Raw genomic sequence first — 23,234 nt, 5'->3', positions numbered from 1 at the left:
ACAGGACGACCTCGTGATGCAAAGTCGAAGCACCTCAACGGGTGACTTCGCAGCGGGCTTTTGGAAGGCATCCCGTCACCAACGCCATGATAGGGCGGCTCATTCGACCCCGGAGAGAACCATGACCCCGATGCGATCTAAACCCGCCCTTGAAATCGAAAACAGAGATAGAGAACTTTGCAAACTTTGGTGGACGGCCAACAATTTCCGTTGGCCTTGACTTGGTGATGATGCGATGCGTCCGTCCAACTTGCCATTCGCTGCGTGAGCAAAATTACACGATGGACAAACGCACCAAAACAGGGGCGAAGTAAACCTCAAGGGGCACAGGCCGAATGTCGCCTTTAGTATCCATCTGTGCGGTCTTTTCACAGTGCACTTAGGAAAATCGGTGGTTCGATTTCAGCAAACATCCAATGCAGGGCAACAGCCTGACTTTTCTTCTACTTTCCCATAAGAACTGCATGTTCCCGCTCTATAACCTTTTCCCAATCGCCTTGCGCTTTCAGACCGGTCGATGAGTCTCCCATCAGCGAAGTAACCATCAATCTTCCACGGGCTTTCGCTTCTTCTTTCGAAAACCCGGCCTGTTCAAACATCCAGGCGGCGAAGTGGAACCGTTTGCCGATGGTTCTTTGATATGATTCTTTCACCTTCTCATCGGTATTCGCCCACACTGAGACAGCGTGATCCGGCAAGGCGGCGTCCTCTTCTATGACCTTTTTCATAAGAAGAAGAATGCGATCTTCCGGGGGACCGCCAAATGTCTTTGCCTGTGCGATCACTTTGTCAGTCAGTTCCTGCTCCCAATATCTGAGAACCTCATCCAAAAGCTCTCGGACGTTCTTGAAATGCCAGTAAAAGCTGCCGCTTGTCAGGTTCAGTCGCTTTGCCATTGGCACGACTTTTATCGCGGAAACGCCACCCTCGTTGAGGACTTTGTAGGCCAGAAATATCCAGTCTTCCTTGGTCGCGGCGTTTTTGGGTGAGGTTCGGGTGACAGTTTCTGACATTCAGATTATAGCATTCATTATTTGACATAGAGTAGTCTATGGTCGTACCGTAGAGAAGTCTATGGGCAACTGGGAGTTCACGACATCGTGCTCTCAGAAACGCCATGCAGAAATGGGGGGATCAATGAAAAGCATTATGAATTCCACGACTGGCGCATTATTGGCTTTGGCTTTGTCGTTGGCTGGCACCGCTTCAGCGCAAAATGCGCTGCCGACTGGTCGAACTGCTTCTGCAATAGAAAATGGTGTTTATCCAGCGTCATACTTTCCCAACACTGAAATCCTTGGCACGGATGAAATGCGTATCACGGCATTGGGGACGGGTATGCCAAACCAAACCAAGGCAGCCGTCTCGATTTCGTTTTATGTGGAACTTGGGAATGGGGACGTTTTTCTTTTTGACGTAGGAACTGGCGCAACGGGAAACCTGTTCTCACTGCGACCGGACTTTGCGAAGATCGACAAGGTCTTCTTCAGCCATTTGCATGTTGACCACGTTGGAGATTTCATGGGCCTCCACGTTGGGGGGTGGCTTTCAGGTAGATATACCCCGCTCCGCATCTTCGGCCCGTCCGGATCAGAAGATGAGCTGGGCACTAGAGCCTATGTTGATGGCATGTCCAAAGCTTACGCCTGGGACTTGGCCACGCGAACGGGCGCACTGCCGGATGATGGCGCCAAGCTTGAAGTCACTGAATTCGATTACATGCAGGAAAACGAGATCGTTTATCAGGAGAACGACGTCACGATCCGGTCTTGGCCTGCTATCCACAGCTTAGATGGCTCGGTAAGTTATTCTCTGGAATGGAATGGGCTGAAATACGTCTTTGGCGGAGATACCTACCCGAACAAATGGTATGTAGAATATGCCAAAGGGGCGGACATCGCTTCTCACGAGGCGTTTCTTCCACCTGATGCTTTGGCCCCGTATTTTGGCTGGGACATGAAACAGGCGACCTATGTCGCGACGCGCGTTCATACCGAACCTGCGGCTTTTGGCAAAGTGATGTCTGCGGTCGAACCGCGTATGGCCCTCGGATATCACTCTGTTCTTTCTCCCGAAAATTATCAGGCGATTTTGGAAGGCGTCCGTTCGACTTACGATGGGCCGCTCACGCTCGCGCGAGATCTACAGGTGATCAACGTGACAAAGGACCAGATCGTTGTTCGGGAAGCGAGTGTTGATGAATATGCGTTGCCACCCGCTGCGAGCGACGAGTACATCAATGCCCCGCGTTCAAAAGAAAAAGAGCCATCCGACAAAGTCAATGCGGGAAAATGGGAGGGTTACACGCCACCGCCAATGCCGGATAATTAACCTTCAGGGGTGAGCAAAATTCCGATTTGGCAGTATCTGTACCGACTATTCCTGATGCTGAGCCTGATGGCCTCAAGTGCACAGGCCGTTTCGGCGGATGTCATTCTGACTAACGGATCAGAAGTCGCCCCCAATATCGCTGTCCTTCATGTCAAAGATGATGGGGTCTACGTCGACCTTGAGATCTATGTCGAAGATATTCCATTGTTTGCGGAAATGTTGCCAATAGGATGGTCATCAGATTTCGTCGGAGGTGAGCCGGAGGCTGAACAAGATACCAATCAAGGTTATGCGCAAGCCGAAGGCCGGGCGCTGTCGATTGTTGGAAGCGACGAACGGGCCCTAAACGCTGATATCAGAAAGGTGGAATACCGAACGCGCATAAACCGGGCCTCGCCGCTTGCAGGTCAGCGCGATCCCTTCTCGGGTCAAATTGTTCCCAGCCCGCCCAAAGATCCGCGCGTTCTCTTCGTCGAACTGTTCTTTCCGTTTCAAAACTCAGTTCCCAAGGAGCTGACTATTGTGCCTCCATCGCGGGATGGCGAACCACTGGTGACTATCGGGATGCAGGTTTTTGACCGTGAGGTTCCGGTCACGGATTTCAGCTTCTTGTCAAAGCCGGCAGAGTTAAAGATTCACTGGCCTGATCCGTGGGATAGCCGCTTTTCTGCTGAAAGCCTGAACCGAAAAGCGCAGGACGGGACCTCCACGTTTCTTTACATCGAACCCCGTGAAGTTCGGCATGAGACGCTGATCCGCTTGCGTGAACTGGCGCCTTGGATTGGTGAAACCTTCGAAGTGGGGCAAACGCTTTCGCCACAGCATAGCGCCTTGGTCGTAAACCAGGCGGCGTCCTTTTTGATTTCTCGTAACCCGGTGTCAATTGATGGCAAATTAGTGCAACCGTCAAACGCTACAGCAAAACTCCTGGAGCTCACATCGCAGGGTTTTCAGGTTGTAGAGCCGGGAAAGCAAGTGTTCGTGAACAATGCGTTTATCGGAGCTATCCTGTCTTTCTCATCGGCAGACCTTCCCGATCAGGTGACAGTCACATGGGATATGTTTGACGAGGAAATTTCCCGCGTTGCGACCATTTCAAACGATATCGCCGGGCCATTCTTTGGAGCTGTGACACCAGCAGATCCTCAGTTTCATTGGCAGAACCACTTGCTCCAATACGAAAGAGCATCTGTTACTCAGATTCCAGTCGAGCAACAGAAACGGCAGAGCCCGGCAATGGCTTTGATCTCCGGGATGATCAGTGCCGCCTCACTTGCTTTTTTCCTGCTGTGCAAGGGCAAAGTTGCAAAGCGTGTAAGTTGCCTAACCGTTATTGTCGCTGCTTCGGCAACCCTGGCATTTTCGGGATATTTGCTGGAATTACCGTGGAATAAGCCCGAGCCCCCTGAACAGCAGGTTGCGGAAGATATACTGCGCTCAATGGTCGAGAACTTGAGCACGGTGACTCTGGAAGTTTCGCCGGCCGCAAGAAAGTCAGAGCTGGCACATATTGTGTCGGAAGCGTCTCTGGGTGACATTGCAACAGAGGTTGAACGTGGGCTCGCGATCCGAACGCCAGGAGGTAGTCTTGCTACGGTTACTGATATCAGCGAACTGGAATTAGAGCGCATTAACCCAACCCTCACACCGGGTGGATTTAGCACTCTGGCCAAATGGACAGTGAAAGCACAAGGCGGTCATTGGGGGCACGCCCACATGCGCGCCGTTACGTTTCGGGTGCTGGCGGAGATCATACCTGAGTCAGGCCATTGGAAGCTAGATGGATTAACTGTAATCGAGGCTCGCGATCCAAATGCATAAGTGTTTAAAAGCTAAGATTTTTGCTTTCGGCGCTTTGTTTGTCGGTGTGTTTTTGTCACTGACACTGTCGGCCTCGGCGCATTTTTTGCTTAACCTCAACGTTCGAATTTCGCATGTCGAGCATTCCGAAGACGGTCTACGTATCTACATGCGCACGCCCATGCCCTATTTGGTTGCAGATAAGGTCGGTGATCAGAATGGTGATGCCTTGCCGGACGCTGCACCATTCACGACTAATGCCATGAGCGACGGTCAGTTGGTCCACTTTGTCGACTTGCAGGCTGCCTTGAGCGATCCCAATGGGCTGGGGCAATTCGCCGAAGGTGGACTACGTCTGTTGGTCGACAATCGGCGCTTAAGAGGAACAGTTGAGACCGTTCGCTTGCATCGCGTCGGAAATGAGCCCGGATTTGCAACTTTGGCCGAAGCTCAACAGGCCGTGGAAACCGAAACGGCCCTCATGCCACCGCTTTTTGTTGGTGACACAGTTGTTGATCTCGTCCTGCATTATGATACTTACGGTCCGGTCCAATCGTATAGCATTGCGAACCTGCTGGACCCCGGCTTGCCGGATCAGGACCAAACGGCCAACCTCATTCTCGACTACGCGTCAGACACAGCTCAGGTATTCCGATCTCGGGGTCTGATGACTGAACCATTGGTTGTTCAGCAACAAGGATACGGAGGATTCCTCAGTTTCGTCTGGGAAGGCATACGACATATCCTCGAAGGATTGGATCATGTTTTGTTTGTTGTGTGTTTGGTCATTGGAGCGCAGACCCTCAGGGCGCTATTGCTGCGTGCAACCGGTTTTACCGTTGGGCATAGTGTAACGCTGTCGCTGGGGTTTTTCGGGTTTGTACCATCGGGCGCGTGGTTTGTTCCCGCCGTCGAAACCGGGATCGCGCTTTCTATAATATTTGCAGCCGTCGCAGCGTTTATGAGTTTTAAGGACAATGCGCGCTCTGAAGTCACGATGGTGCTTCTGACAACGCTGATTGGCCTCTTGCACGGGCTTGGGTTTAGCTTTGTGTTGCACAAGATCTTGCAGGTCACATCTCCAAACATCTGGCAAAGCCTGCTTGCTTTCAATCTTGGCGTCGAGCTTGGCCAGGTCGCCATTATTCTTGCGCTCTGGCCTGCCTTGATAATGTGTCGGTGCGTGAACTCCAGTTTGTGGATGTCCCTACGAGTGGGCCTAGCCGGTGGATGTGCGGCTATCGCCTGCTTTTGGACCTTTCAGCGAGTTGCCGAAGTTTATTCCACGTTGGCTTAGGGTCATTGCGATGGCGCAGTCAGTGACGAATGCTTTGAATGAAAGCGGACTTTCGGCTGAACCGCGACATTAAAAGGAATGGGCTAGAAGCAGTCGTTCCTTGAATTCGACTCAACATCTGCTCCGCGGACTTTGTCGCCATCCGCTTTGTTTCACCCAAGAAGCGCAGTCAGCCCCAAGCGGACAATGAGAACTAAGTTTTTCACGTTCAGCTGGGAGTACCTGAACATAAGTCTTCAAAAGTCGCTTGGGTGCCGCACAACACTGTATTGATGCGAGGCTTACGGCCGCGCTCGCTTCGAACAATGCCAGATTAAGTATCATTCAGGTTGAGTGTAGCGGTTACAGGCTCATCATCCCTATTGCAAAAGAACCAGCTGTGATCACGTATGAAAGGAGTTTCAAAGCTGCCCCCAACATCAGTTTGACCGCGCTTGTTCTACCCATGGTCAACCCATACACTCATTGATTGAAGCGCTTGGAGCATAACCCTCAAAGAAACTCTGTGACTTCTATGGGATGCCATCTAAACTCCTGAGCAGCCCCCATCTGACTGGTCCGATTTGATGGTTAGTGCATGATTGGCCTCAGTTCCATCGGGATGATGGTTTCTGGCGCTGGTGGATGGTAGCCCAATGCACTGTGTGGTCTCTTCGCATCGTAGTGTTTTCTCCATTCTTCGATCAATATCTGGGCGTCGCGCAGGGTATAGAAAATCTCCCCGTTTAGGAGTTCGTCTCGGAACCAGCCATTGAAGCTTTCACAGTATCCGTTTTCCCACGGCGATTCCGAGTCGATGTAGGCTGTTTGAGAGCCTACGGCTGCGATCCAATCCCGAACCGCTATTGCAACAAAGACGGGACCTTTGTTGGAACGTATGAACGCGGGAGGACCACGCAGGATGAACAGATCCGTTCGACGTTAATGCGCTATGACCATTCATGCAACGTTGCGCGCAAATCCTGCATAGTTGCACGCAAATGCTGTGCAAAACTACGGGCAAAGACACCCAAATATTCTGAATAAAATCAAATATAGGAATGTAGCGATGTGCTTGTACTTACAACAATTTATCGGTTGGCTTACCTCCATCTCGTAGAAGGAAAGACCGGCGGCCCGCGTGATATTCCCGAAGGTGGCGATCTAAAGGCGCTCTATGATTTGTTTGATGGTGCGAAAATGGGCAACAACGCTTATGACCGCGAAATGGCGATTGCAGCGGTTGAGACCGGAACCGTCGACTTGGTGGCTTTTGGCCGACCGTTCATTTCCAACCCGGATCTTGTCTCTCGGCTGGAGAAAGACGCCGCACTGAATGAGTTGGATGAAACCACCCTCTACGGCGGGAATGAAAAAGGATACATCGACTACCCGGCTTTGGAAGGGGAAGCGGTTGCCGCAGAGTGATGCCTCACTCTTAACTCCTTGGTGACAGTCAAGACCAAATAGAGTGAGCGCGCCGGTTTGGGCGCGCTCTTTTCGCGTGTAAGGCAATATCTATTATGGACGCGGGGATTTATCACAAGTCTGCGAATGGATACTCTCCCTCCGATTGCGGTGACTAAGATACGCTTTTGAGTTTATCATCAGCTTATCTTTAAGTTGGGGAAATCCAGGCTTCAGCACACACCATTTCCGAGAAAACCAGTTGGGTGCGCCGGACAGATGGACTTTGGCCTTACCTTCGGCGCAGAGTTGGTCCTTCGCATTTGCTGCTAATCAGGTAACGTTAGGTTGGGAGTACGATATGGAATTACCAACACTGACGTACGAAATGATAGCCGTACTGAGTCTACTAGCTTTTACAGTCTTACTTTTTGTTACCGAGATAATACGGATCGATGTCGCAGCAATTCTTGTAATGGTGCTGCTTGGTGCGCTGAGCTATTTACCAGGGCTAGGTAATCTTGCCGATGTCTCTAGGCTCTTTGAAGGTTTTTCCTCGAACGCTGTGATGTCCATCATCGCAGTTATGATAATTGGGGCTGGGCTCGATAAGACTGGACTTATGTCAAAGGTTGCGGCCTTGATCCTCAAGAATGGTGGCACGACAGAGGCTCGGATTATCCCAATCATATCAACAACGGTTGGTGTCATAAGCTCCTTCATGCAGAACGTCGGAGCAGCTGCGCTTTTTTTACCTGTTGTGAGCCGCATCTCAGCACGTACGGAAATCCCGATGAGTAGGTTGCTGATGCCCATGGGGTTTTGCGCGATCCTGGGTGGTACGATTACATTGGTCGGGTCGTCGCCCCTCATCCTGTTGAATGACCTGATTGTTTCGGCAAACTCATCCCTACCAGCTGACCAACAAATGGAGACATTTGGGTTGTTTTCAGTCACGCCCATCGGTGTGATGCTGGTGCTGACAGGGGTGCTTTACTTCGTGCTTTTTGGTCGTTGGGTCCTTCCAGCGCAGCGGGAGCGTGGAGAAGATGCAAGCTCGGCTCGGTCCATGCAGGCTTATGTCGAAGCCACATACGGGCTGAGGGCCGATATGTTTGAGATACGTGTCCCTGAAGGCTCGATCATCATCGGGCAATCGCTTTCGGATCTGATGGTCGCCCATAATATGTACATTCTGGGCACATCTTATCGCGGCCACAAGGTCATCGCGCCGATGGCTGATACCAAGATCGAAGCCCCGGCGCGGCTTGCCGTGCTTGGCCTGCGTCGGGTGGTTGAGCACCAGTTTGCTGAGCCTTACGGCTTGGAGATCCTGCCCCAACTAGATGTCTTTGCAGACGATTTCGCCGCGACCCAATCGGGGGTGGCCGAGGTTGTTATTCCTCCCGGTTCTTCGGTGATCGGCCAGACTCCGATCGATTTACGTCTCCGCCAAACACATGGTTTGTCTTTGTTGGCCATTCAGCGTGGCGAAGAAACACTAAGCCACGTTGAGACCGAAGATCATTCAGCTACGCATATCGGGCAAGTTCCTTTGCAAGCCGGCGACACGTGTGTGGTGCACGTGCAGTGGGACCGTCTGACACGAGTGAAGGCAGACCGGGATTTCGTCGTTGTCACCTCGGACTTTCCCCAGGAAGAGTTGCGGCCACACAAGGTCGGATGGGCGCTCGCTTTCTTCCTGATAGCGTTGAGCTTAATTCTATTTTCTGACCTGCGCTTGTCGTTGTGCCTGTTAGTTGGCGCTGTTGGCATGGTTTTGAGCCGGGTGCTGTCGATTGATGAGGCTTACGAGTCGATAAGTTGGAGCACAGTTTTTCTACTCGCTTCACTGATCCCGTTGGGGCAGGCGGTTCAGAACACCGGCACTGCGGATTGGATTGCAGCGCATGTGTTGGCCCTTTTGAAGGGGTGGCCGATCTGGTCTTTGCAAGCAGGAATAGCCGTTTTGGCGACGGCGTTCACGCTGGTCATGTCGAACGTAGGTGCAACTGTTCTGCTGGTGCCGCTAGCAGTTTCTATTGCTGTATCGGCGGGTGGAAACCCGGCTGTATTTGCTCTCACCGTGGCAATTTCAACGTCCAACTCATTTTTGATCCCAACACACCAGGTGAACGCGTTGATCATGGGCCCGGCAGGTTACAGGGTGGTCGATTTTGTTCGCTCGGGCGGTATCATGACTCTGCTTTTCTTGGTTGTTTCAATGACTGGACTTGCGATTTTCTTCTGAGCCGCCTCTCGGCGATCCGTACAGATGAACTCATAATATAGGGTTTTTGAGACCAAATTTTTTTGTCGGATGTTAGATTCAAGACGTCTGCAAAAAAGAACCTCCGCCGCGAGGGACCGAAGCAATGCGTCGAAGTCAACCAAACCTGAAGTCGGTAAACGCTGGAACTGGACCGTTTTAGTTTTATCAATCACTGTTGTCGGACCAAGACCGTCGGCAATTTTGGAGAGTTCACGATGAAGTTCCTTCGTACACCGGACCACCAGTTTGACGGATTGCCAGATTTCGACTTTGGCCCGAACTATCTTGATGTGGATGATACCGAGGGCGGTCTTCTCCGTCTGCACTATTTGGACGAGGGACCGGCGCAGGCACCGCCAGTGTTGTTGATGCACGGAGAGCCAACCTGGTGCTTCCTGTATCGGCACATGATTCCGTTATTCAAAGATGCGGGCCATCGAGTTCTGGCTCCTGATTTGATTGGGTTTGGCCGGTCGGACAAGCCCACTGAGCGATCCGACTACACCTACCAACGCCATGTAGACTGGATGTCCGAGTGGTTGCGGAAAGTTGACCTGACGGGCATCACATTGGTTTGCCAAGACTGGGGCGGACTCATTGGCTTGCGGCTGGTTGCGAGTATGCCCGAGCGGTTCTCTCGTGTGGTTGTGGCGAACACGGCCCTACCTACCGGTGACGTGCCCTTGGGTGAGGCATTTCTTTCATGGCGGGAATACTCGCAATCCGTGCCGGAATTTAATTCGGGACGCATCGTATTCGGTGGCACAACATCCAAGATTTCAGATGAAGAGGTCGCAGCCTATAACGCACCGTTCCCGGATGCGCGCTATCTGGCAGGCGCTCGTGAGTTTCCAGTGTTGGTGCCCGACACGCCTGACAATCCAGCTTCAGAAGCCAACCGAGCCGCATGGGAAACCCTCAAGACCCTGAACACTCCGTTTCTGACTGTTTTTGGAGAAGATGACAGCGTCATGGCGGGGGTAGACAAACTGTTCCAAAAGTCGATCCCCGGGGCAGTTGGTCATAATCATATCGTTGTGCCAAGAGCCGGGCACTTCATTCAAGAAGATGCTGGCAGAGAGCTAGCACACGCAACGTTGAAATTCATTGAGCAAACATAGCGGCTGTCAGATTAGTGACTTCCCCTACGGCTTTAACGCACACCAAATTTGCGACGCAAATGCTCGGCCAAGGCCGTTATGCGACGTGGTTGGGCTCGGCTCGGCGGAAACATCATTTGCAAAGGTTTCGGCGGTGGGAGGAAGTTGCGCAAGACAGAAACAAGTCTGCCAGATCGAACATCGTCGCCGACATCCAGCTCGGACTTCAAGACGACCCCATGGCCTGCGATCGCCCAATCGCGGATCAGTGAACCATCATTGACTATTCGACTTCCCTTTACCGATACGCGCTGGGCATTTGGTCCTGATCCAAACTCCCAAACGTTGTCAATCACGTCGCCAAACCTCATAATCAGGCAGTTGTGGTTTAATAGATCTTCTGGTTTTTCAGGCGTTCCGAATGAGGCCAGGTAACTTGGGGACGCACATACGAAACGTTGGTAGCTTCCTAGATTTCGTAACCTGAGCGAGCTGTCTGTTATGTTGCCGAAGCGAACGGCGAGGTCGAAACCCTGGCCGACAAGGTCGACATAGCCGTCCGAGAGGGACAGTTCGATTGAGACGGCAGGGTTCTCTTCGGTGAATTCGGCGATAACCTTGGAAACAATGCTCCGTCCCAAGTCAATGGGCGCGCTTATGCGAATTGGACCAGACAGAGTTTCGGCACCGTGCCGAACTAGCGTATCCAGGTCCGCAACCGCACTGAGTACGCTTCTTGCGCCGTCAGCTAGTGTCCGGCCTTCTTCGGTCAAGCTAATAGAACGGGTGGTGCGGTTGAACAAAACCACACCGTAATATGCCTCCAGAGCCGCGAGCCGCTCGGACACTGTCGTGCTAGAAATCCCCGTCTCGCGCGCCGCGGCCACAAGACTGCCTTTCTCGGCTATCGTCAGAAACAAGCGAAGATTGTCTAAAAGCATTAAACGGAATTTCCGGATTATATGTTCGATCTTGCCCTGTTTATCCCGAAAGGGCTGCGGCGTAAATCTTGCGCATCGCTCAAGAACACAAGGGATCCATTCCAATGGCCAAGCTGACAATCGTCGCGAACATCAAAGCCAACCCCGACAAGATCGACCTAGTAAAAGGTGAGCTGATCAAGCTCATCGACACAACCCGAGCCGAAGAGGGTTGTATTAACTACGACCTGCACCAGGACAACGATAACCCAGCTCATTTCGTGTTTTACGAAAATTGGGAAAGCCGAGAGCTTTGGCAAACCCACATGGGTGCTCAGCACCTTACGGCTTACCTGGAAGCAACCGAAGGCGCCGTTGCAGAATTCACGTTGAATGAAATGACAGTCATCGGTTGATACAGAACCGGACAAAGGAGCACGCCATGAAAGCCGTGGGATACCGCGAGACAGGGTCAATTGATCGGGCGGACGCCTTAGTCGACTTCGAGGCCGACAAACCGACGCCGAAGGGGCGCGACTTGTTGGTGAAGGTGCAGGCCGTGTCAGTGAACCCGGTCGATACGAAAATTCGGCAAAAACGTGCTCCTGTAGGTCCAGCACCTGATATTCTGGGGTGGGACGCGGTAGGCGTCGTCGAAACCGTTGGTGAAACGGTTGGGACTTTCAGTCCGGGAGATACAGTTTGGTATGCCGGGGCGATCAACCGACCGGGAACCAATGCCGAGTTTCATCTGGTGGATGAACGTATTGTCGGAGCCGCGCCAAAATCCATACCGGCGAAAGCGGCTGCGGCTATGCCGCTCACGACGCTTACTGCTTTTGAGATGCTGTTTGACCGCTTGCGAGTCCTGGATACCGTTTCCGGCGGGACCAATACGTTGCTGGTTATTGGTGGCGCAGGTGGTGTCGGGTCAATCACCATTCAATTGGCGCGGGCTCTCACTGACTTGACGGTGATTGCAACTGCGTCCCGACCCGAGACACAAGACTGGGTTCGAGAGCTAGGCGCGCACCATGTCATCAATCACGCGGAACCTTTTGGCTCACAACTCAATGCGCACGGCATCGAAAGCGTGGATTTCATCTATTCGACAAACCATTCCCAGCTTTATGCGCCCCAAGCTGGAGAGGTGATGACACCCCAAGGGCGCTTTGGGTTGATCGATGATCCTGAGACCTTCGACATCGCGCCGTTCAAACCTAAGTCGATCTCATTGCATTGGGAGTTCATGTACACTCGGTCGCTTTTTGGGACTGGAGATATGAGTCGTCAAAGCGAAATCCTGAATCAGGTCGCCGGGTTGATAGATGATGGAAAGATCAGATCCACAGCGACTGATACACTCGGTAGGATCAATGCTACAAACTTAATGAAAGCCCATGCTATCCTAGAAAGCGGCAAGGCCAAAGGGAAGCTTGTGCTTGAGGGTTTTTAGATGAGAATTGAGCGGCTGGATCATGTGAATATCGTTACGACCAGATTGCCTGAGATGGTTACTTGGTATGAAAAGGTCTTGGGTTTGAAACTTGGGGCCCGCCCTGATTTTCCGTTTCCCGGAGCATGGTTGTATGCGGGTGATGACGCCGTGGTCCACCTTGTGGGTCACGAAGGAACGCCAAATGTCGGCTCCGAAGTGAAGCTCAAGCTCGAGCATTTTGCGCTCTCAGCCACGGGCTTGAGCGCATTCGAAGAAAAACTGAACTCGAGTCAGGTCCAGTATCGCAAAACTGACGTCCCGGGGACTGGAATGGTCCAAATCCACGTGGCCGATCCTGATGGAAATCATATTCATATTGATTTCGAAGAAACCGAGTAAGTGCAAACCCTCGGAATAGTCGGGCCGCAAAATCAAGCTCGTAACTCTTTGCCGATCAATGATCGAGATCCTTGCCGGGTTGCTTCCAAGAATTACTCGGACCAACATTTTTTGGCGGTACAAACGTCAATTTGGAGATCAGCATGCCGGACCTCGAAACAAACAAGAAAAACGTCATAGCTTTCTACGAAATGATGTTCAACGCGTGTCGACCCGCCGAGGCCATCGCAACCTTTGTTGGGGAAACCTATACGCAGCACAACCCGCATGTTGGCGACGGTAAGCAAGCCTTTGTCGAGTACTTCGAGCGCATGGCCGCCGAATACCCGGGAAAGCGTGTGGATATCAAACGTGCCTTTGCTGAAGACGATCACGTTATTCTGCATTGCCATCAAATCTGGCCCGATGGTCTCGAGTACGCAGGGATCGATATTTTTCGCCTAGATGCTGATGGCAAGGTTGTCGAACACTGGGACGTTCTTCAGGAAGTTCCAGCAAACAGCGAGAATGACAATGGCATGTTTTGACTTCGCCGTTCTAACTGCAGAGCATGGAACTTCGAAAGCTGCTGTCTGCTAAACCACGATAGTCAAAGGGTATAAGTCTGATCCAGGAGACCCGCCGAGGCGTATCTATCAAGAACCGTTTAATTAGGAGATAAATATGTTCTCGAAGAGTATTCTTACGGCCACCGTTGGACTATTTGCAGCCACGTCCCTTCAAGCTGGTGTACAAATTCGCTTTATAGAAGGCGCACCCAAGGACCGTTTTGTTCTGACAAATGTCGGAGCTTGCGAAGTAGAAGCCTCGACCCTCAAAATTGACTTGTCGCAATCTGCCGGACGTCTGATTTTCGACGTTACCGAAAAGGGTGCTGGCGTGGAGGTATTCCAACCTCTCGAATTCGTTGAGGGTGCGGATGCTCTGCGGCAAATCCCAGGGGTCGTGGACGGGCAAGATACAATTGAACTTGAGATCGCCTCCCTCGCAGCCGGGGACACACTCGCCTTTACCATCGATGTCGATGATACTATCGGGCAACGCGAAATCACCGTAACGGGGTCGGAGATCGAAGGCGCCACGGTGTCATTTACCGATGCGGATGAGACCAGTACTGCGACCTTCTCTTCCGAAGCATTTGTGAACGTGGCGACACAGGACTGCTGAAAGCTATCCCAAAATGTCGAACTGGTTAATCCGCATAGCATTCCTTGCGCTCATGGTGGGCGGCGGCATCCTGATCGGGACACTGACTGCACCCGGCGATTGGTATGCGCAGCTTTCTAAACCGGCTTTCAATCCACCAAATTGGGTTTTTGGGCCGGTTTGGACGGTGCTATATGTCTTGATCGCTATGGTGGGTTGGCGTCAGTTCGAAACAGACCGAAGCTCGACCGCCATGAAGCTGTGGTGGGCGCAGATGGGTCTGAACTTTTTGTGGTCCCCAGCCTTTTTCGTACTTCAACTGCCGTGGATTGCCCTTGTTGTCATTGTCGCGTTGTTGGCTGTGATCGTCATGTTCATTGCTCGGGTCAGGAATTCAGATCGGGTTTCCGCACTGGCCTTCCTGCCGTATTTTGCATGGGTCGCATTTGCCACGGCGCTGAACCTTTCCATTGCGATATCGAACTGAGAAGGAACTATATGCGTGCCAACTTCATTGGGCTTGTTTCAGGTCTTGTTATCATCGGATGCACAATGGCTCAGGCTGATGAAAAATTAACTGAAGACTTCTCCAAGTCTCCGGAGACGCGTTGGGATTACGTTGCTGACACCGTCATGGGAGGAGTGTCCTCAGGTCAGGTGCAGTTTCCTTCGGAAGGTGATGTTGCATTCGCGCGGTTGACCGGAACCGTCAGTACGGAAAACAACGGCGGCTTCATCCAGTTCCGGCGCAAGTTGTCTGATCGGCCAGATGAGGGTGTATCAGGCGTCAGGTTATTGGTACGGGGGAACGGTGAGCAATATTTCGTTCATCTCAGAACCCGCGGCACGGTGCTTCCGTGGCAATACTATCAGGCCGCTTTCGCAACTTCCGACGAATGGACCGAAGTTCACTTGCCTTTGTCAGGTTTCAAGGCTTCTGGTGCCATGTTGCGCGCTATTCCCGTTGCTGACGAAATTACCTCAGTTGGAGTTGTAGCCTTCGGGCGCGATCACGAGGCCCGCATAGATGTCAGTGAGATTGGTTTCTACTGAAGGCCTCTCAAGAAAGGGCTGTGATATTCAGATAGGTCTGCTTGACACCGGTTGAGATCGAGTTGTGCCAATGCCTGAACGCGGATGTGCTGTTTCTTCATTTTGGGTGCTGAACCTGTCTTTTCTGAGCGAACATTTGCAGCGTGCGGCGTTCCGAAGAGACAACTCCACAGGCAGTCTTCAGTTAATGAAACTTAATCAAAGCAAAATACATTCAGCAAAAGACAACTCCCACATGAAGCTCATCTAAAGGAGTGAGTATCATGAAGAGGATTACAGCTTTGGGCCTTGTTGCCCTGACCCTATCATTTGTTGGCACTGGTGCGTTTGCGGACTGCTATTTTGGAAACGATGCGGTAACCGGGATGGAAACGATCATCTGTGAGACGGACGCTGGCTTTTCCAGTTGGGGCACATTGATCGCCGAAGCTTAAGCGATTCGGGGTTCGACACTAAATTGTCTGTGAATTTGGTTAAATCAGATCGAACTCTGCAATTGGTAACACCAAAGCTAAGGAAAACTCAGCGCCAAGAGTGGTGACGTGAAAAACTCGTCTATAGTTTTTGCGCGATACGGGTCTCGCTGCGATGCAAGAAACTGCTCTAGTTCTTCACCTTGGTTTGCATCGCTGTAAATCTCCAATTTGAGTAGCCTGGCACCGATTCTTGGCGTCTGCGTCTCTCTGACCTGGCAATGTGGTGACCTCTGTTGTGGGGAGCTCGATCGTGCTTTGCATTGACCCGTCACGACACCGCCCCACCTTTCTAACTCAGTTAGGAGCATCCTGAGTGTTTGTGAGGACCATTGCCTTATTGTTTTTTGCTGTGTCGACCCCGGCCACGGCATTGCAGCTTCGCGAAACAGGGCGGTATGAGCTCAATCAACCCGCAAGTCTTGACTACGATCCGACGTTTTGTGGGTTGTGGATTGCGAACGAGGGGCCCGATGCCATTCTCGTTACATTGCAAGGTGATGAGTTGCGCCGCATATCCAGCGATCTCTTCCGTATCAAAGCAATTGCTATTGAAGGGGATCACTTGTTGCTGGGAGATGGTCTCGGCAGTCTTCAACGTGTCACCAAAGATGGAGAGCCACTCGGAGCGCCTTTCAAACTGGACGGCGGATTCGCAGACACCGAGGGGATCGCGATCAATGCGGAGGGGCAGATCGTGACCGTAGAGGATGACCCCGAACGGTTGTCTTGGTTCACTTCAGAGGGTGCTTTGACTGCGAGGTTGGATACCATGAAGCTCTCTCCCCCCTTAAGTGAGGCACAGGGTATCGCGATTGACCCACGCACCGGCCACATGTTGATTGTTGATGACTGGGAAGGGTCAAACAGCTTGTATGAGTTCACGGCAAATGGCCAACTGCTCGCCCAGCAAAGCCTTTTGGAATTCGGAACGGACCCGGAAGGCATCGCCATTAGGCCGGGATCTAACCAACTGTTTGTAGCATTCGACGGCGGCGCGAAGATTGTGACATTTGACTACACGCCCACTTTGCCTGAAGGATCACCGCCGCTTCCCCCGGGCGGAGACTGCATGATGTTCTGAGAATTTGGCTTCGTATTCATGCCAATACTGGTTTTTGCCTAGTCCCGTTCGCTGTCCAAAACTTCGCGTATGAGCGTCAGATTCGGCAGCGAATTGTGAAATGGATCTGGCCCGAGTTCAGACAAAACTGGAGCCAGGGATTCCGACATCCGCTTCGTACAAGCTTTCAGAAACTCCGCACCTTGCGGCGTGGACCGGGCTATTTTCGAACGCTTGTCATTGGGGTTGGTTTCAAGGGTAATCAGGGTATGGTTTTCGAGGCTCGCGAGCATGTGCGTCATCGACGTCTTGGGCACTTGAAAAGCGTTCGATAGCTGTAGTGGCGTTTCCCCCTCGGGGCGCCGGACTAGGTGGCCCAATATGCCAAATTGGGTTGCGGTCATTCTGCCAGGTAAGAACTCCTCAAGCTTGGTCGAAATCAGCTGGTTGATGATCCCGACCTCGGTGAAGAACCGGTAAACTTCGTTGGTCTCTTCTTCAGGCTTCATTCAGAATTCGTGTCTCCAGTGGCCAGCGGGGTGTGGCAATTGGTTCAGGCCCATACCCCAAACGCAGCAACATTTGCACCGTGTGGCCCGGTGGCGCAAGAAGCTCATGCGCCAGAGCGTATTCATCGGCCATCTCAGGATATTCCTGAAGGGCCTGACTGACCGGATGCACGCCCAGACCCATTTCGGTTGTTTTCAGGTAGAAACGCATCAATTGACGTCCGGCTTCGAGTTGATCACTTCGCGTATTTGTAGCTGTCGTGAGGACTGCGTATTGCGGCGTCGCGTCTAGCATAGCGAAGTAGCCTCGCATGTGAGACTGAGTGCCTGGGTGGTCAACATTCATAAGGGTTTCATTGTCCAATAGGCCGGTAAGTCGCAGCGTTTCCAGCATGGGATCGCGCAATTCAATCCCGTCCGGATTGGCGTTGATTTCTGCTTTCCCGATCCGCATGAGGTCTACGGATTCTTTCAGGGTCTGCGGTGTTCGCATTTCGATTTCGAAAGCGCGTTTCGTGAGGTCTCGAACACTCGCCACCAGATCTTCATCGGTAATCAAGGTTGCATAGTTGCCAAGCGTAGACACTTGGTCGGCTGAGAGGCGCTGTTCAGTGTACGGTTCTTTGTTGGAATGTCGGTTGAGGATTTGATCTGAGAGTGGATCGGGCGCTCCGCCGGGAACAAACACTGCTTCTGCGATAGGTCCGTCATCTCCATTTGGCAGTAGTTTGACCTTGGTATCAAATCCCTGTGCTCCTGCCGCCAGGATCATAGTCTCAACAAATGCGCCGAGGCCAATAAAGAGCTGGCGGTGGTAAGGATCGGTTTCCGGAAGCTCGCGATCAGGATCACGGTGGATGCGCACCGTGTCTTGCCCAACCAACTCGACCAGCCAAGGTTGCAAGTTGTGCGGATTGGGGGCGAGAATTGCGTAGGACAACGCGGCTTTGCGTGGGTCGTCATAAGGTATTGGCGTCCACGGAGCCAACGCGTCATGCGGCGTGCGTGTCGCGAGGAACCCAACCGCGCCCGTTGCCGCCAGAATTGTGCCTCCGCCCAGAACCTTAAGAAAACGTCTTCGATTTGGCATCTTGAGTCTCCAATAGTACGATATCGAACTAAATAATACGAAATCGTACTAATTCAACCCCAAGCGATGCAGTGACTGGTTAAGTGATTTGAAAAAAGGAAAGCAGAACAGTCGGACGCAACCACGAACTGCCGCTATCGACAAGTACTCGGAGCGCCTTTTATATCGCCAAAAAAGCAGTTATTTTAGTTGATTAACGACCGGATACGAGAAGATCAGAGGCTGTTGAGTCGATGCTTTTCGAGTATCCCGCAAAGCATAGCCTGTGCTTGCAGCCTGTGTTCTCGATGACGTTCACGGGCAACATCCGGTCGACCTTCACTAATCGCTTGAAAAACAACCCGGTGATCTTCGTTGGATTTGACGGGCAGGGGCCTGATGAACAACGTCGTTGCGCGTGCGCGGCGCACCTGGTCGCTCATCATGGCGACAATCGCTTCGACCCGTTTGTTGCCGCCCAACCGAACGAGCTCCTGATGAAACAACTCGTCAGCCTCGGCCCAGGCTTCAAGGTCTTCGGTTTCGATGGCTTGATCCATCTTTGCAATTGATCCAGCAAGGACCGACAGTTCATCTTCTGAATGACCCGCTTCGGCAGCGCGCTGTGCCGCGAGACTCTCTAGTTCTGTCAGTATGTCGTAAATTTCACGCATATCATCTGATGAAACAGGCAGTATACGCACGCCCTTTCGGGGCCGCATTTCTAGCAACCCCTTACTTTCCAACATCAGCGCAGCTTCCCGTATCGGGGTGCGGGACATGCCAAGGGTCTCGGCGAGTTCTGATTCCAGATGGTCAGTTCCGGCTGCTAGTTCGCCAGACAGGATCATCTGTCGCAAATCCCTAACAGCGCGTTGGGTATTGGAAAGAGTTTTTGCGTCCTGACCCTTCACGGCGTCTCCAGGTTGATCTTTCGTCCCTCCGCAGCCGAGAGATAGATGTTCTCTTCGATGCGGATCACGTCCAAATAGTCTCGGGCCGTGTTTTCCAGCGGCGTGCCCTCTACAAGGCCTGAAACGACGTGACTTTGCAAGGCGTGTACGCAGTCTCCTCCAAACCCATCATGATCGCTCGGAGGTAAAATCTGCTGTCGCTCCTGTTTACCAAAAGCGCGGAGGTCAACTGAACCGTCGCCGTTGAGAACCAGTGATCCTTCGGTTCCTTCGATGAGAGCCTCACCCATGGTTTGACGCAGGTTTTCGGCACTGTGGTCAAGGCATCTGTTGCCATCGAAAAGGGCTTTCAAGCCGTTGGGGTGATCAAATAGGATGAAACCTGCATCCTCGCCAGCGATAAAGGGGTTAACTTGGCGCAAGTCCGCATAAACTGCGCTGGGCGCATCGAACAAAAATCGGAATGTATCTACCCAGTGAATCGCTGTTTCATGCACCAGGAAACGCGGCATTTCCTGAAAGTACGGCTGCCGGTCAAGGTAGGCTCGTGGTCCCTGTCCGTCGCCTGGCCGAAGCCGGAAAGTCGCTTGAAGAGGTGTGCCAATTCGACCCTCGGTCATTGCCACCTTGATCGCACGATACCAGGGCTGAAATCGAAAATTCTCATGCACGACAATAGTTGCGCCTACCGCTTCAGCCTCGGAGACGATCTTCTCCGCTTCATCCAGAGACATGCAGAATGGCTTTTGACAGATCAGCCACTTGATACCAGAGTTCAGTACCGTTCGGATGGCTTCGGCCTGCGCTACAGGTGGAAGGATGATGTCCACGAGATCTGGTTTTTCCGCCTCCAGCATTTGTGACAGATCATCGTAAGCGGCAAGTCCTGTTTCTTTAGCCTTGTTGATATCACGGTTGCAGGACGCTATCGGAACCGCTCCGGGCATTCGGGACCAGCTTTCGTAGTGGAACCTGCTGAAATATCCCGCGCCCACACAAGCAACCCTGATGGTTTGTCGAGTATTCATGCCCGTAGTGCTTCCAATACCGATGCGGCTGCATCCTGCGTTCCGGCGGTGCCACCTAGGTCACGCGTCAGGTTCTGTCCGTTCGCAGTCACCTTTTCCACGGCTTCACGCAATCGTTCGCCGTCGTTGGACAGGCCTGGGTGATCATGGGTCAGCCCCAACCATTCAAGCATCATTGCTGCGGACAGGATCATTGCAAAAGGGTTGGCGATACCCTGTCCCGCAATGTCCGGAGCGGAACCGTGGCAGGGTTGGAATACTGCATGATTCAACCCGATATCCGCTGAGGGAGCCAGCCCAAGACCACCCATGAGACCGGCACCAAGGTCGGAGAGTATGTCTCCGAACATGTTCTCAGTGACCAAAACATCAAATTCCCAAGGTTTTTGAACCATCCACAGAGCGGTGGCATCAACATAAGCACGGTCTGCCTGCAATTCGGGATGATGGGTGGCTTCTGCATCAAACATCGATCTGAAAAACGCAAAGGCGCGGAATACATTGGCCTTGTCGACACATGTAACTCGCCCCCGGCCGCGCCCGGTTCTTTTGCGGTTCTGGGCAAGTTCAAACGCGAAACGGAATAGTTTTTCAGACACCTCACGCGTGATCAGCAAGGTCTCACGTGCTTCATGTTCGGTGACTTCGCCAGCGCCTTGGGTGAAGAACAGCCCTTCTGTGCTTTCGCGTATCAAGACAAAGTCGATCTCTTTTCCGGGAGGCAGTGCCAATGGGGTCATTTGTCCGCTGCTTACCTTTACCGGTCGTACACCAGCGAAAAGTCCCAGTTGCTTTCGCAGATCGATCTGCGGTGAAATCTCGGTTCCGTCCGGGTATCGAACATCGGGCAAACCCATTGCCGACAGCAGAATCGCGTCAGCATTGCGCGCAGTCTCGAGTGATCCAGCCGGAAACGATTCTCCAGTTTTGGCGTAGTGGCCTGCGCCTGCCGGCGCGTCTGTAAACGCCAGGTCGTAGGTAGGATTGCTGAGCGAGAGCTGGCGCAGGATTTCAAGCGTGGGGCCCATAATTTCTGGGCCAATCCCGTCCCCGTGGAACACTGCAATATCGTAAGTCTTTTTCATTTTGCCCCGCTTCCTTCCTGTTTCGCATTCATAGCGCGATCGCAGCTTTCACTACAGTCCGTTGACAACGCATTCTTTAATGTATACGCAAATAAATGCAATAATAAACGCGAAGTTGTTTGGGAGGACTTGGAAATGAAACTAATGCTAGGGCGGTTGGCGGCCGCAGCTGTGATGGCGACCAGTATTGCAGGCGCAGCTGCTGCGCAGGATTACCCCTATCGTGATATCACCACAGCTGTGGTTTGGGGGGCCGGTGGCGGTACGGACACGATCAACCGTATGATCATGGCCGAGATGGAAAAACACCTTCCGGTCTCGATCAATGTGATCAATCAAACAGGTGGTGTCGCAGGCTCCAACGGTATGGTCTACGTTATGAACCAACCAGACGATGGCTACACACTGGTTGGTCTGTCTGAATCGAATGTCACCGCTGCTGTGCAGGGTGGTTGGGATAAGAAATTTGACTTTTGGTATCCATTCATTGTTGGCGGATCACCTGATCTGATCTCGGTTCCGGCGGACAGCCCTTACAATACTTTGGAAGAACTGGTCGACGCCGCGAAAGCTGCTCCGGGCACTATTCCAGCCGCGGCTTCGGGCGCAGGTTCGATCCACCACTTGAACCTTCTGGCCATCGAAAAAGGGTCCGGTGCAGAATTCAAGTTTGTTCCATACAAAGGCTCCGCGCCCGGGCAGGAGGCAGCGATAGCGGGTGAAGTTGCGTTGGTTGTGACGTCAATGGCTGAGCAGGCTCCGTTGATCGAAGGCGGTCAACTTAAACCGCTTGCTATGTTGACGCCCGAGGACGCGCAGATCGCAGGGGCAACCGTGCCGTCTGCCTTCGGCATCTATGACGGTCTTGATCAGTATCTGCCGCTTAAACAGGCCATCGGGTTTGCTGTTCACAACTCGGCCGGGGAAGACGTTAAGGCTGCGTTGGGCGATGCGTTCGAGCAGGCTATTGCGTCTGACACTGTCGCTGAATGGGCTGCGGCAAACAATTACGACGTCGGTGGTCAGCACGGTGAAGAGGCTCAAGAGCTGTTTGCGAACCTCGAAGCTACCTTTGCCTACACCTTGCAAGATTTAGGCGCCGCGACCGTCGATCCGGCCTCGCTGGGTATTGAGAAGCCCTAATCCGATCACTTTTGAAAGGGCGCGCTGGATCGCGCCCTTTCCCTCAGGAGGCAGGCAATGGACAAACCTGACGAAACACTGGTCATGCGGACGCGCGACTTTTGGGCAGCAATTGTTCTTATATCAGTGTCCGTCTTTTTTCTTTGGAAGACGTTGGACATCCCCCTTTGGGGTGAAAACCGCGCAGGTGTAAGTGGGTCGGATTGGTACAACTCGGCTGCAATTGTGCCGCTGTTCATCTTCGGAGGGTTGCTTGCGTTGTCCTTCGTTTTGTTGGCTGTTTCAATTCGCTCAGGTGGAGCCCAAAGCGCGCTCAGTGCTTTGGGGATCGGGTGGGACAAGTCGGAGGCCTATCGAGCTTCAACAATAGGCCTGATCCTTCTTGCATATGTCGTTGGGCTCGTTCCCAGAGTGGACTTCATTTTGTGTTCTGGGTTGCTGATAACAGCTTTGACGTACGGCTACTACGGCGGCCATGCTCGGCGTGCTTTGGTTGCCTGTGTCGTGGTTGCTTCTGCCGGGCTTTTTGCGTTTGCCATTTTTCCCGCGCAGGCGGATTGGAATGCACACGGCGATGATTGGTTTACACTGGCCTTATGGGTCTCGCTCACACTTGTGGTGCTATCCAAAGCGGCTTCCGAGCCTGTTTTGCGGGTCGTGCCAATCGTCGCAATATTGGCCCCGCTGATCCTTGTTTGCGCGATGGCCTTTGTCTTCCACCAGAACGTTCCTGCGCGCGGCGGGCTTATCTTCAAGCAAATCGAATACCACTACTACGTGACGCTTCGTCCGCTATGGAAAGACTGAC

Annotated in this window: 23 protein-coding genes and 2 pseudogenes; 17 read left to right on the top strand and 8 right to left on the bottom strand. The window is 52.6% G+C overall.

Annotation, left to right across the window (positions count from 1 at the left end; genetic code table 11):
• Positions 1–443: 443 nt before the first annotated feature.
• Positions 444–1,013, bottom strand: coding sequence for a TetR/AcrR family transcriptional regulator (locus ACR3FB_RS15785; RefSeq protein WP_480566260.1), 570 nt, complete (start codon positions 1,011–1,013; stop codon positions 444–446).
• 124 nt (positions 1,014–1,137) lie between these two features.
• On the opposite strand from ACR3FB_RS15785, the gene gntH reads away from it, so the two are divergent.
• Genes gntH through ACR3FB_RS15770 form a run of 3 tightly spaced genes read left to right on the top strand, consistent with a single transcriptional unit; the run spans position 1,138 to position 5,428 of the window.
• Positions 1,138–2,331: a guanitoxin biosynthesis MBL fold metallo-hydrolase GntH gene (gntH, locus tag ACR3FB_RS15780; RefSeq protein ID WP_480566258.1), complete on the top strand. Its 1,194-nt coding sequence runs from the start codon at positions 1,138–1,140 to the stop codon at positions 2,329–2,331.
• A gap of 9 nt (positions 2,332–2,340) precedes the next feature.
• Complete coding sequence (locus ACR3FB_RS15775; RefSeq protein WP_480566256.1) at positions 2,341–4,152, top strand: hypothetical protein; 1,812 nt, start codon at positions 2,341–2,343, stop codon at positions 4,150–4,152.
• A gap of 52 nt (positions 4,153–4,204) precedes the next feature.
• On the top strand, positions 4,205–5,428 hold the full coding sequence (locus ACR3FB_RS15770; RefSeq protein WP_480566254.1) for a HupE/UreJ family protein: 1,224 nt from the start codon (positions 4,205–4,207) through the stop codon (positions 5,426–5,428).
• Between the two features lie 570 nt (positions 5,429–5,998).
• On the opposite strand, the pseudogene ACR3FB_RS15765 reads toward ACR3FB_RS15770, so the two are convergent.
• Positions 5,999–6,343 (bottom strand): annotated as a pseudogene (locus ACR3FB_RS15765) (integrase core domain-containing protein); the annotation flags it as partial.
• A gap of 156 nt (positions 6,344–6,499) precedes the next feature.
• Between ACR3FB_RS15765 and ACR3FB_RS15760 the strand changes: the two are divergent.
• The 3 genes and pseudogenes from ACR3FB_RS15760 to ACR3FB_RS15750 all read left to right on the top strand — a co-directional run.
• Positions 6,500–6,835 (top strand): annotated as a pseudogene (locus tag ACR3FB_RS15760) (oxidoreductase); the annotation flags it as partial.
• A 340-nt stretch (positions 6,836–7,175) separates the two neighbouring features.
• Positions 7,176–9,065 (top strand): SLC13 family permease, encoded by a 1,890-nt coding sequence (locus ACR3FB_RS15755; RefSeq protein WP_480566252.1) that lies wholly within the window; start codon positions 7,176–7,178, stop codon positions 9,063–9,065.
• Positions 9,066–9,301: 236 nt separating this feature from the next.
• Positions 9,302–10,207, top strand: a complete 906-nt coding sequence (locus ACR3FB_RS15750) for a haloalkane dehalogenase (RefSeq protein ID WP_425085423.1) — start codon at positions 9,302–9,304, stop codon at positions 10,205–10,207.
• Between the two features lie 32 nt (positions 10,208–10,239).
• Here ACR3FB_RS15750 and ACR3FB_RS15745 read toward each other — a convergent pair whose 3' ends face one another.
• Positions 10,240–11,127 carry a LysR family transcriptional regulator gene (locus ACR3FB_RS15745; protein WP_480566250.1) on the bottom strand — a complete coding sequence of 296 codons (888 nt, stop codon included), beginning with the start codon at positions 11,125–11,127 and terminating at the stop codon, positions 10,240–10,242.
• A gap of 104 nt (positions 11,128–11,231) precedes the next feature.
• Between ACR3FB_RS15745 and ACR3FB_RS15740 the strand changes: the two genes are divergently transcribed.
• From ACR3FB_RS15740 to ACR3FB_RS15700, 9 genes are all read left to right on the top strand, one after another.
• Positions 11,232–11,522 carry a putative quinol monooxygenase gene (locus ACR3FB_RS15740; protein ID WP_480566248.1) on the top strand — a complete coding sequence of 97 codons (291 nt, stop codon included), beginning with the start codon at positions 11,232–11,234 and terminating at the stop codon, positions 11,520–11,522.
• Positions 11,523–11,548: 26 nt separating this feature from the next.
• Positions 11,549–12,562 carry a zinc-binding alcohol dehydrogenase family protein gene (locus tag ACR3FB_RS15735; protein ID WP_480566246.1) on the top strand — a complete coding sequence of 338 codons (1,014 nt, stop codon included), beginning with the start codon at positions 11,549–11,551 and terminating at the stop codon, positions 12,560–12,562.
• Positions 12,563–12,943, top strand: a complete 381-nt coding sequence (locus ACR3FB_RS15730) for a VOC family protein (RefSeq protein ID WP_480566244.1) — start codon at positions 12,563–12,565, stop codon at positions 12,941–12,943. It abuts the gene before it with no gap.
• 143 nt (positions 12,944–13,086) lie between these two features.
• Positions 13,087–13,470, top strand: a complete 384-nt coding sequence (locus ACR3FB_RS15725) for a nuclear transport factor 2 family protein (RefSeq protein WP_170471114.1) — start codon at positions 13,087–13,089, stop codon at positions 13,468–13,470.
• 136 nt (positions 13,471–13,606) lie between these two features.
• Positions 13,607–14,110, top strand: a complete 504-nt coding sequence (locus ACR3FB_RS15720) for an aggregation factor core (protein ID WP_170471116.1) — start codon at positions 13,607–13,609, stop codon at positions 14,108–14,110.
• A 13-nt stretch (positions 14,111–14,123) separates the two neighbouring features.
• On the top strand, positions 14,124–14,576 hold the full coding sequence (locus tag ACR3FB_RS15715) for a TspO/MBR family protein (protein ID WP_480566242.1): 453 nt from the start codon (positions 14,124–14,126) through the stop codon (positions 14,574–14,576).
• A gap of 11 nt (positions 14,577–14,587) precedes the next feature.
• Positions 14,588–15,142, top strand: a complete 555-nt coding sequence (locus tag ACR3FB_RS15710; protein ID WP_480566240.1) for a CIA30 family protein — start codon at positions 14,588–14,590, stop codon at positions 15,140–15,142.
• 263 nt (positions 15,143–15,405) lie between these two features.
• On the top strand, positions 15,406–15,576 hold the full coding sequence (locus tag ACR3FB_RS15705) for a hypothetical protein (RefSeq protein ID WP_480566238.1): 171 nt from the start codon (positions 15,406–15,408) through the stop codon (positions 15,574–15,576).
• A gap of 355 nt (positions 15,577–15,931) precedes the next feature.
• Positions 15,932–16,699 carry a hypothetical protein gene (locus ACR3FB_RS15700; RefSeq protein ID WP_480566236.1) on the top strand — a complete coding sequence of 256 codons (768 nt, stop codon included), beginning with the start codon at positions 15,932–15,934 and terminating at the stop codon, positions 16,697–16,699.
• Between the two features lie 38 nt (positions 16,700–16,737).
• On the opposite strand, the gene ACR3FB_RS15695 is transcribed toward ACR3FB_RS15700, so the two are convergent.
• From ACR3FB_RS15695 to ACR3FB_RS15675, 5 genes are all read right to left on the bottom strand, one after another.
• Positions 16,738–17,187 (bottom strand): MarR family winged helix-turn-helix transcriptional regulator, encoded by a 450-nt coding sequence (locus ACR3FB_RS15695; protein WP_480566234.1) that lies wholly within the window; start codon positions 17,185–17,187, stop codon positions 16,738–16,740.
• On the bottom strand, positions 17,177–18,277 hold the full coding sequence (locus tag ACR3FB_RS15690; protein WP_480566232.1) for an Acg family FMN-binding oxidoreductase: 1,101 nt from the start codon (positions 18,275–18,277) through the stop codon (positions 17,177–17,179). Before ACR3FB_RS15690 ends, ACR3FB_RS15695 begins: the two co-directional genes overlap by 11 nt.
• Positions 18,278–18,492: 215 nt before the next feature.
• Positions 18,493–19,107, bottom strand: a complete 615-nt coding sequence (locus tag ACR3FB_RS15685; RefSeq protein WP_480523924.1) for a GntR family transcriptional regulator — start codon at positions 19,105–19,107, stop codon at positions 18,493–18,495.
• A 59-nt stretch (positions 19,108–19,166) separates the two neighbouring features.
• Positions 19,167–20,198, bottom strand: a complete 1,032-nt coding sequence (locus ACR3FB_RS15680; RefSeq protein ID WP_480566231.1) for a Gfo/Idh/MocA family protein — start codon at positions 20,196–20,198, stop codon at positions 19,167–19,169.
• A complete protein-coding gene (locus tag ACR3FB_RS15675; RefSeq protein WP_480566229.1) occupies positions 20,195–21,283 on the bottom strand; it encodes an isocitrate/isopropylmalate dehydrogenase family protein in 1,089 nt (362 codons plus the stop codon). The genes ACR3FB_RS15680 and ACR3FB_RS15675 overlap by 4 nt, the downstream gene beginning before the upstream one ends.
• A gap of 135 nt (positions 21,284–21,418) precedes the next feature.
• On the opposite strand from ACR3FB_RS15675, the gene ACR3FB_RS15670 reads away from it, so the two are divergent.
• Entirely contained in the window at positions 21,419–22,426 is a 1,008-nt protein-coding gene (locus tag ACR3FB_RS15670; RefSeq protein WP_480566228.1) for a Bug family tripartite tricarboxylate transporter substrate binding protein, read from the top strand.
• Positions 22,427–22,483: 57 nt separating this feature from the next.
• Positions 22,484–23,233 carry a hypothetical protein gene (locus tag ACR3FB_RS15665; protein ID WP_480566226.1) on the top strand — a complete coding sequence of 250 codons (750 nt, stop codon included), beginning with the start codon at positions 22,484–22,486 and terminating at the stop codon, positions 23,231–23,233.
• The last annotated feature ends 1 nt before the right edge of the window (position 23,234 follow it).

Source organism: Ruegeria sp. AO1 (assembly GCF_056535985.1).
This window is presented reverse-complemented; position numbering and strand designations above follow the sequence as displayed.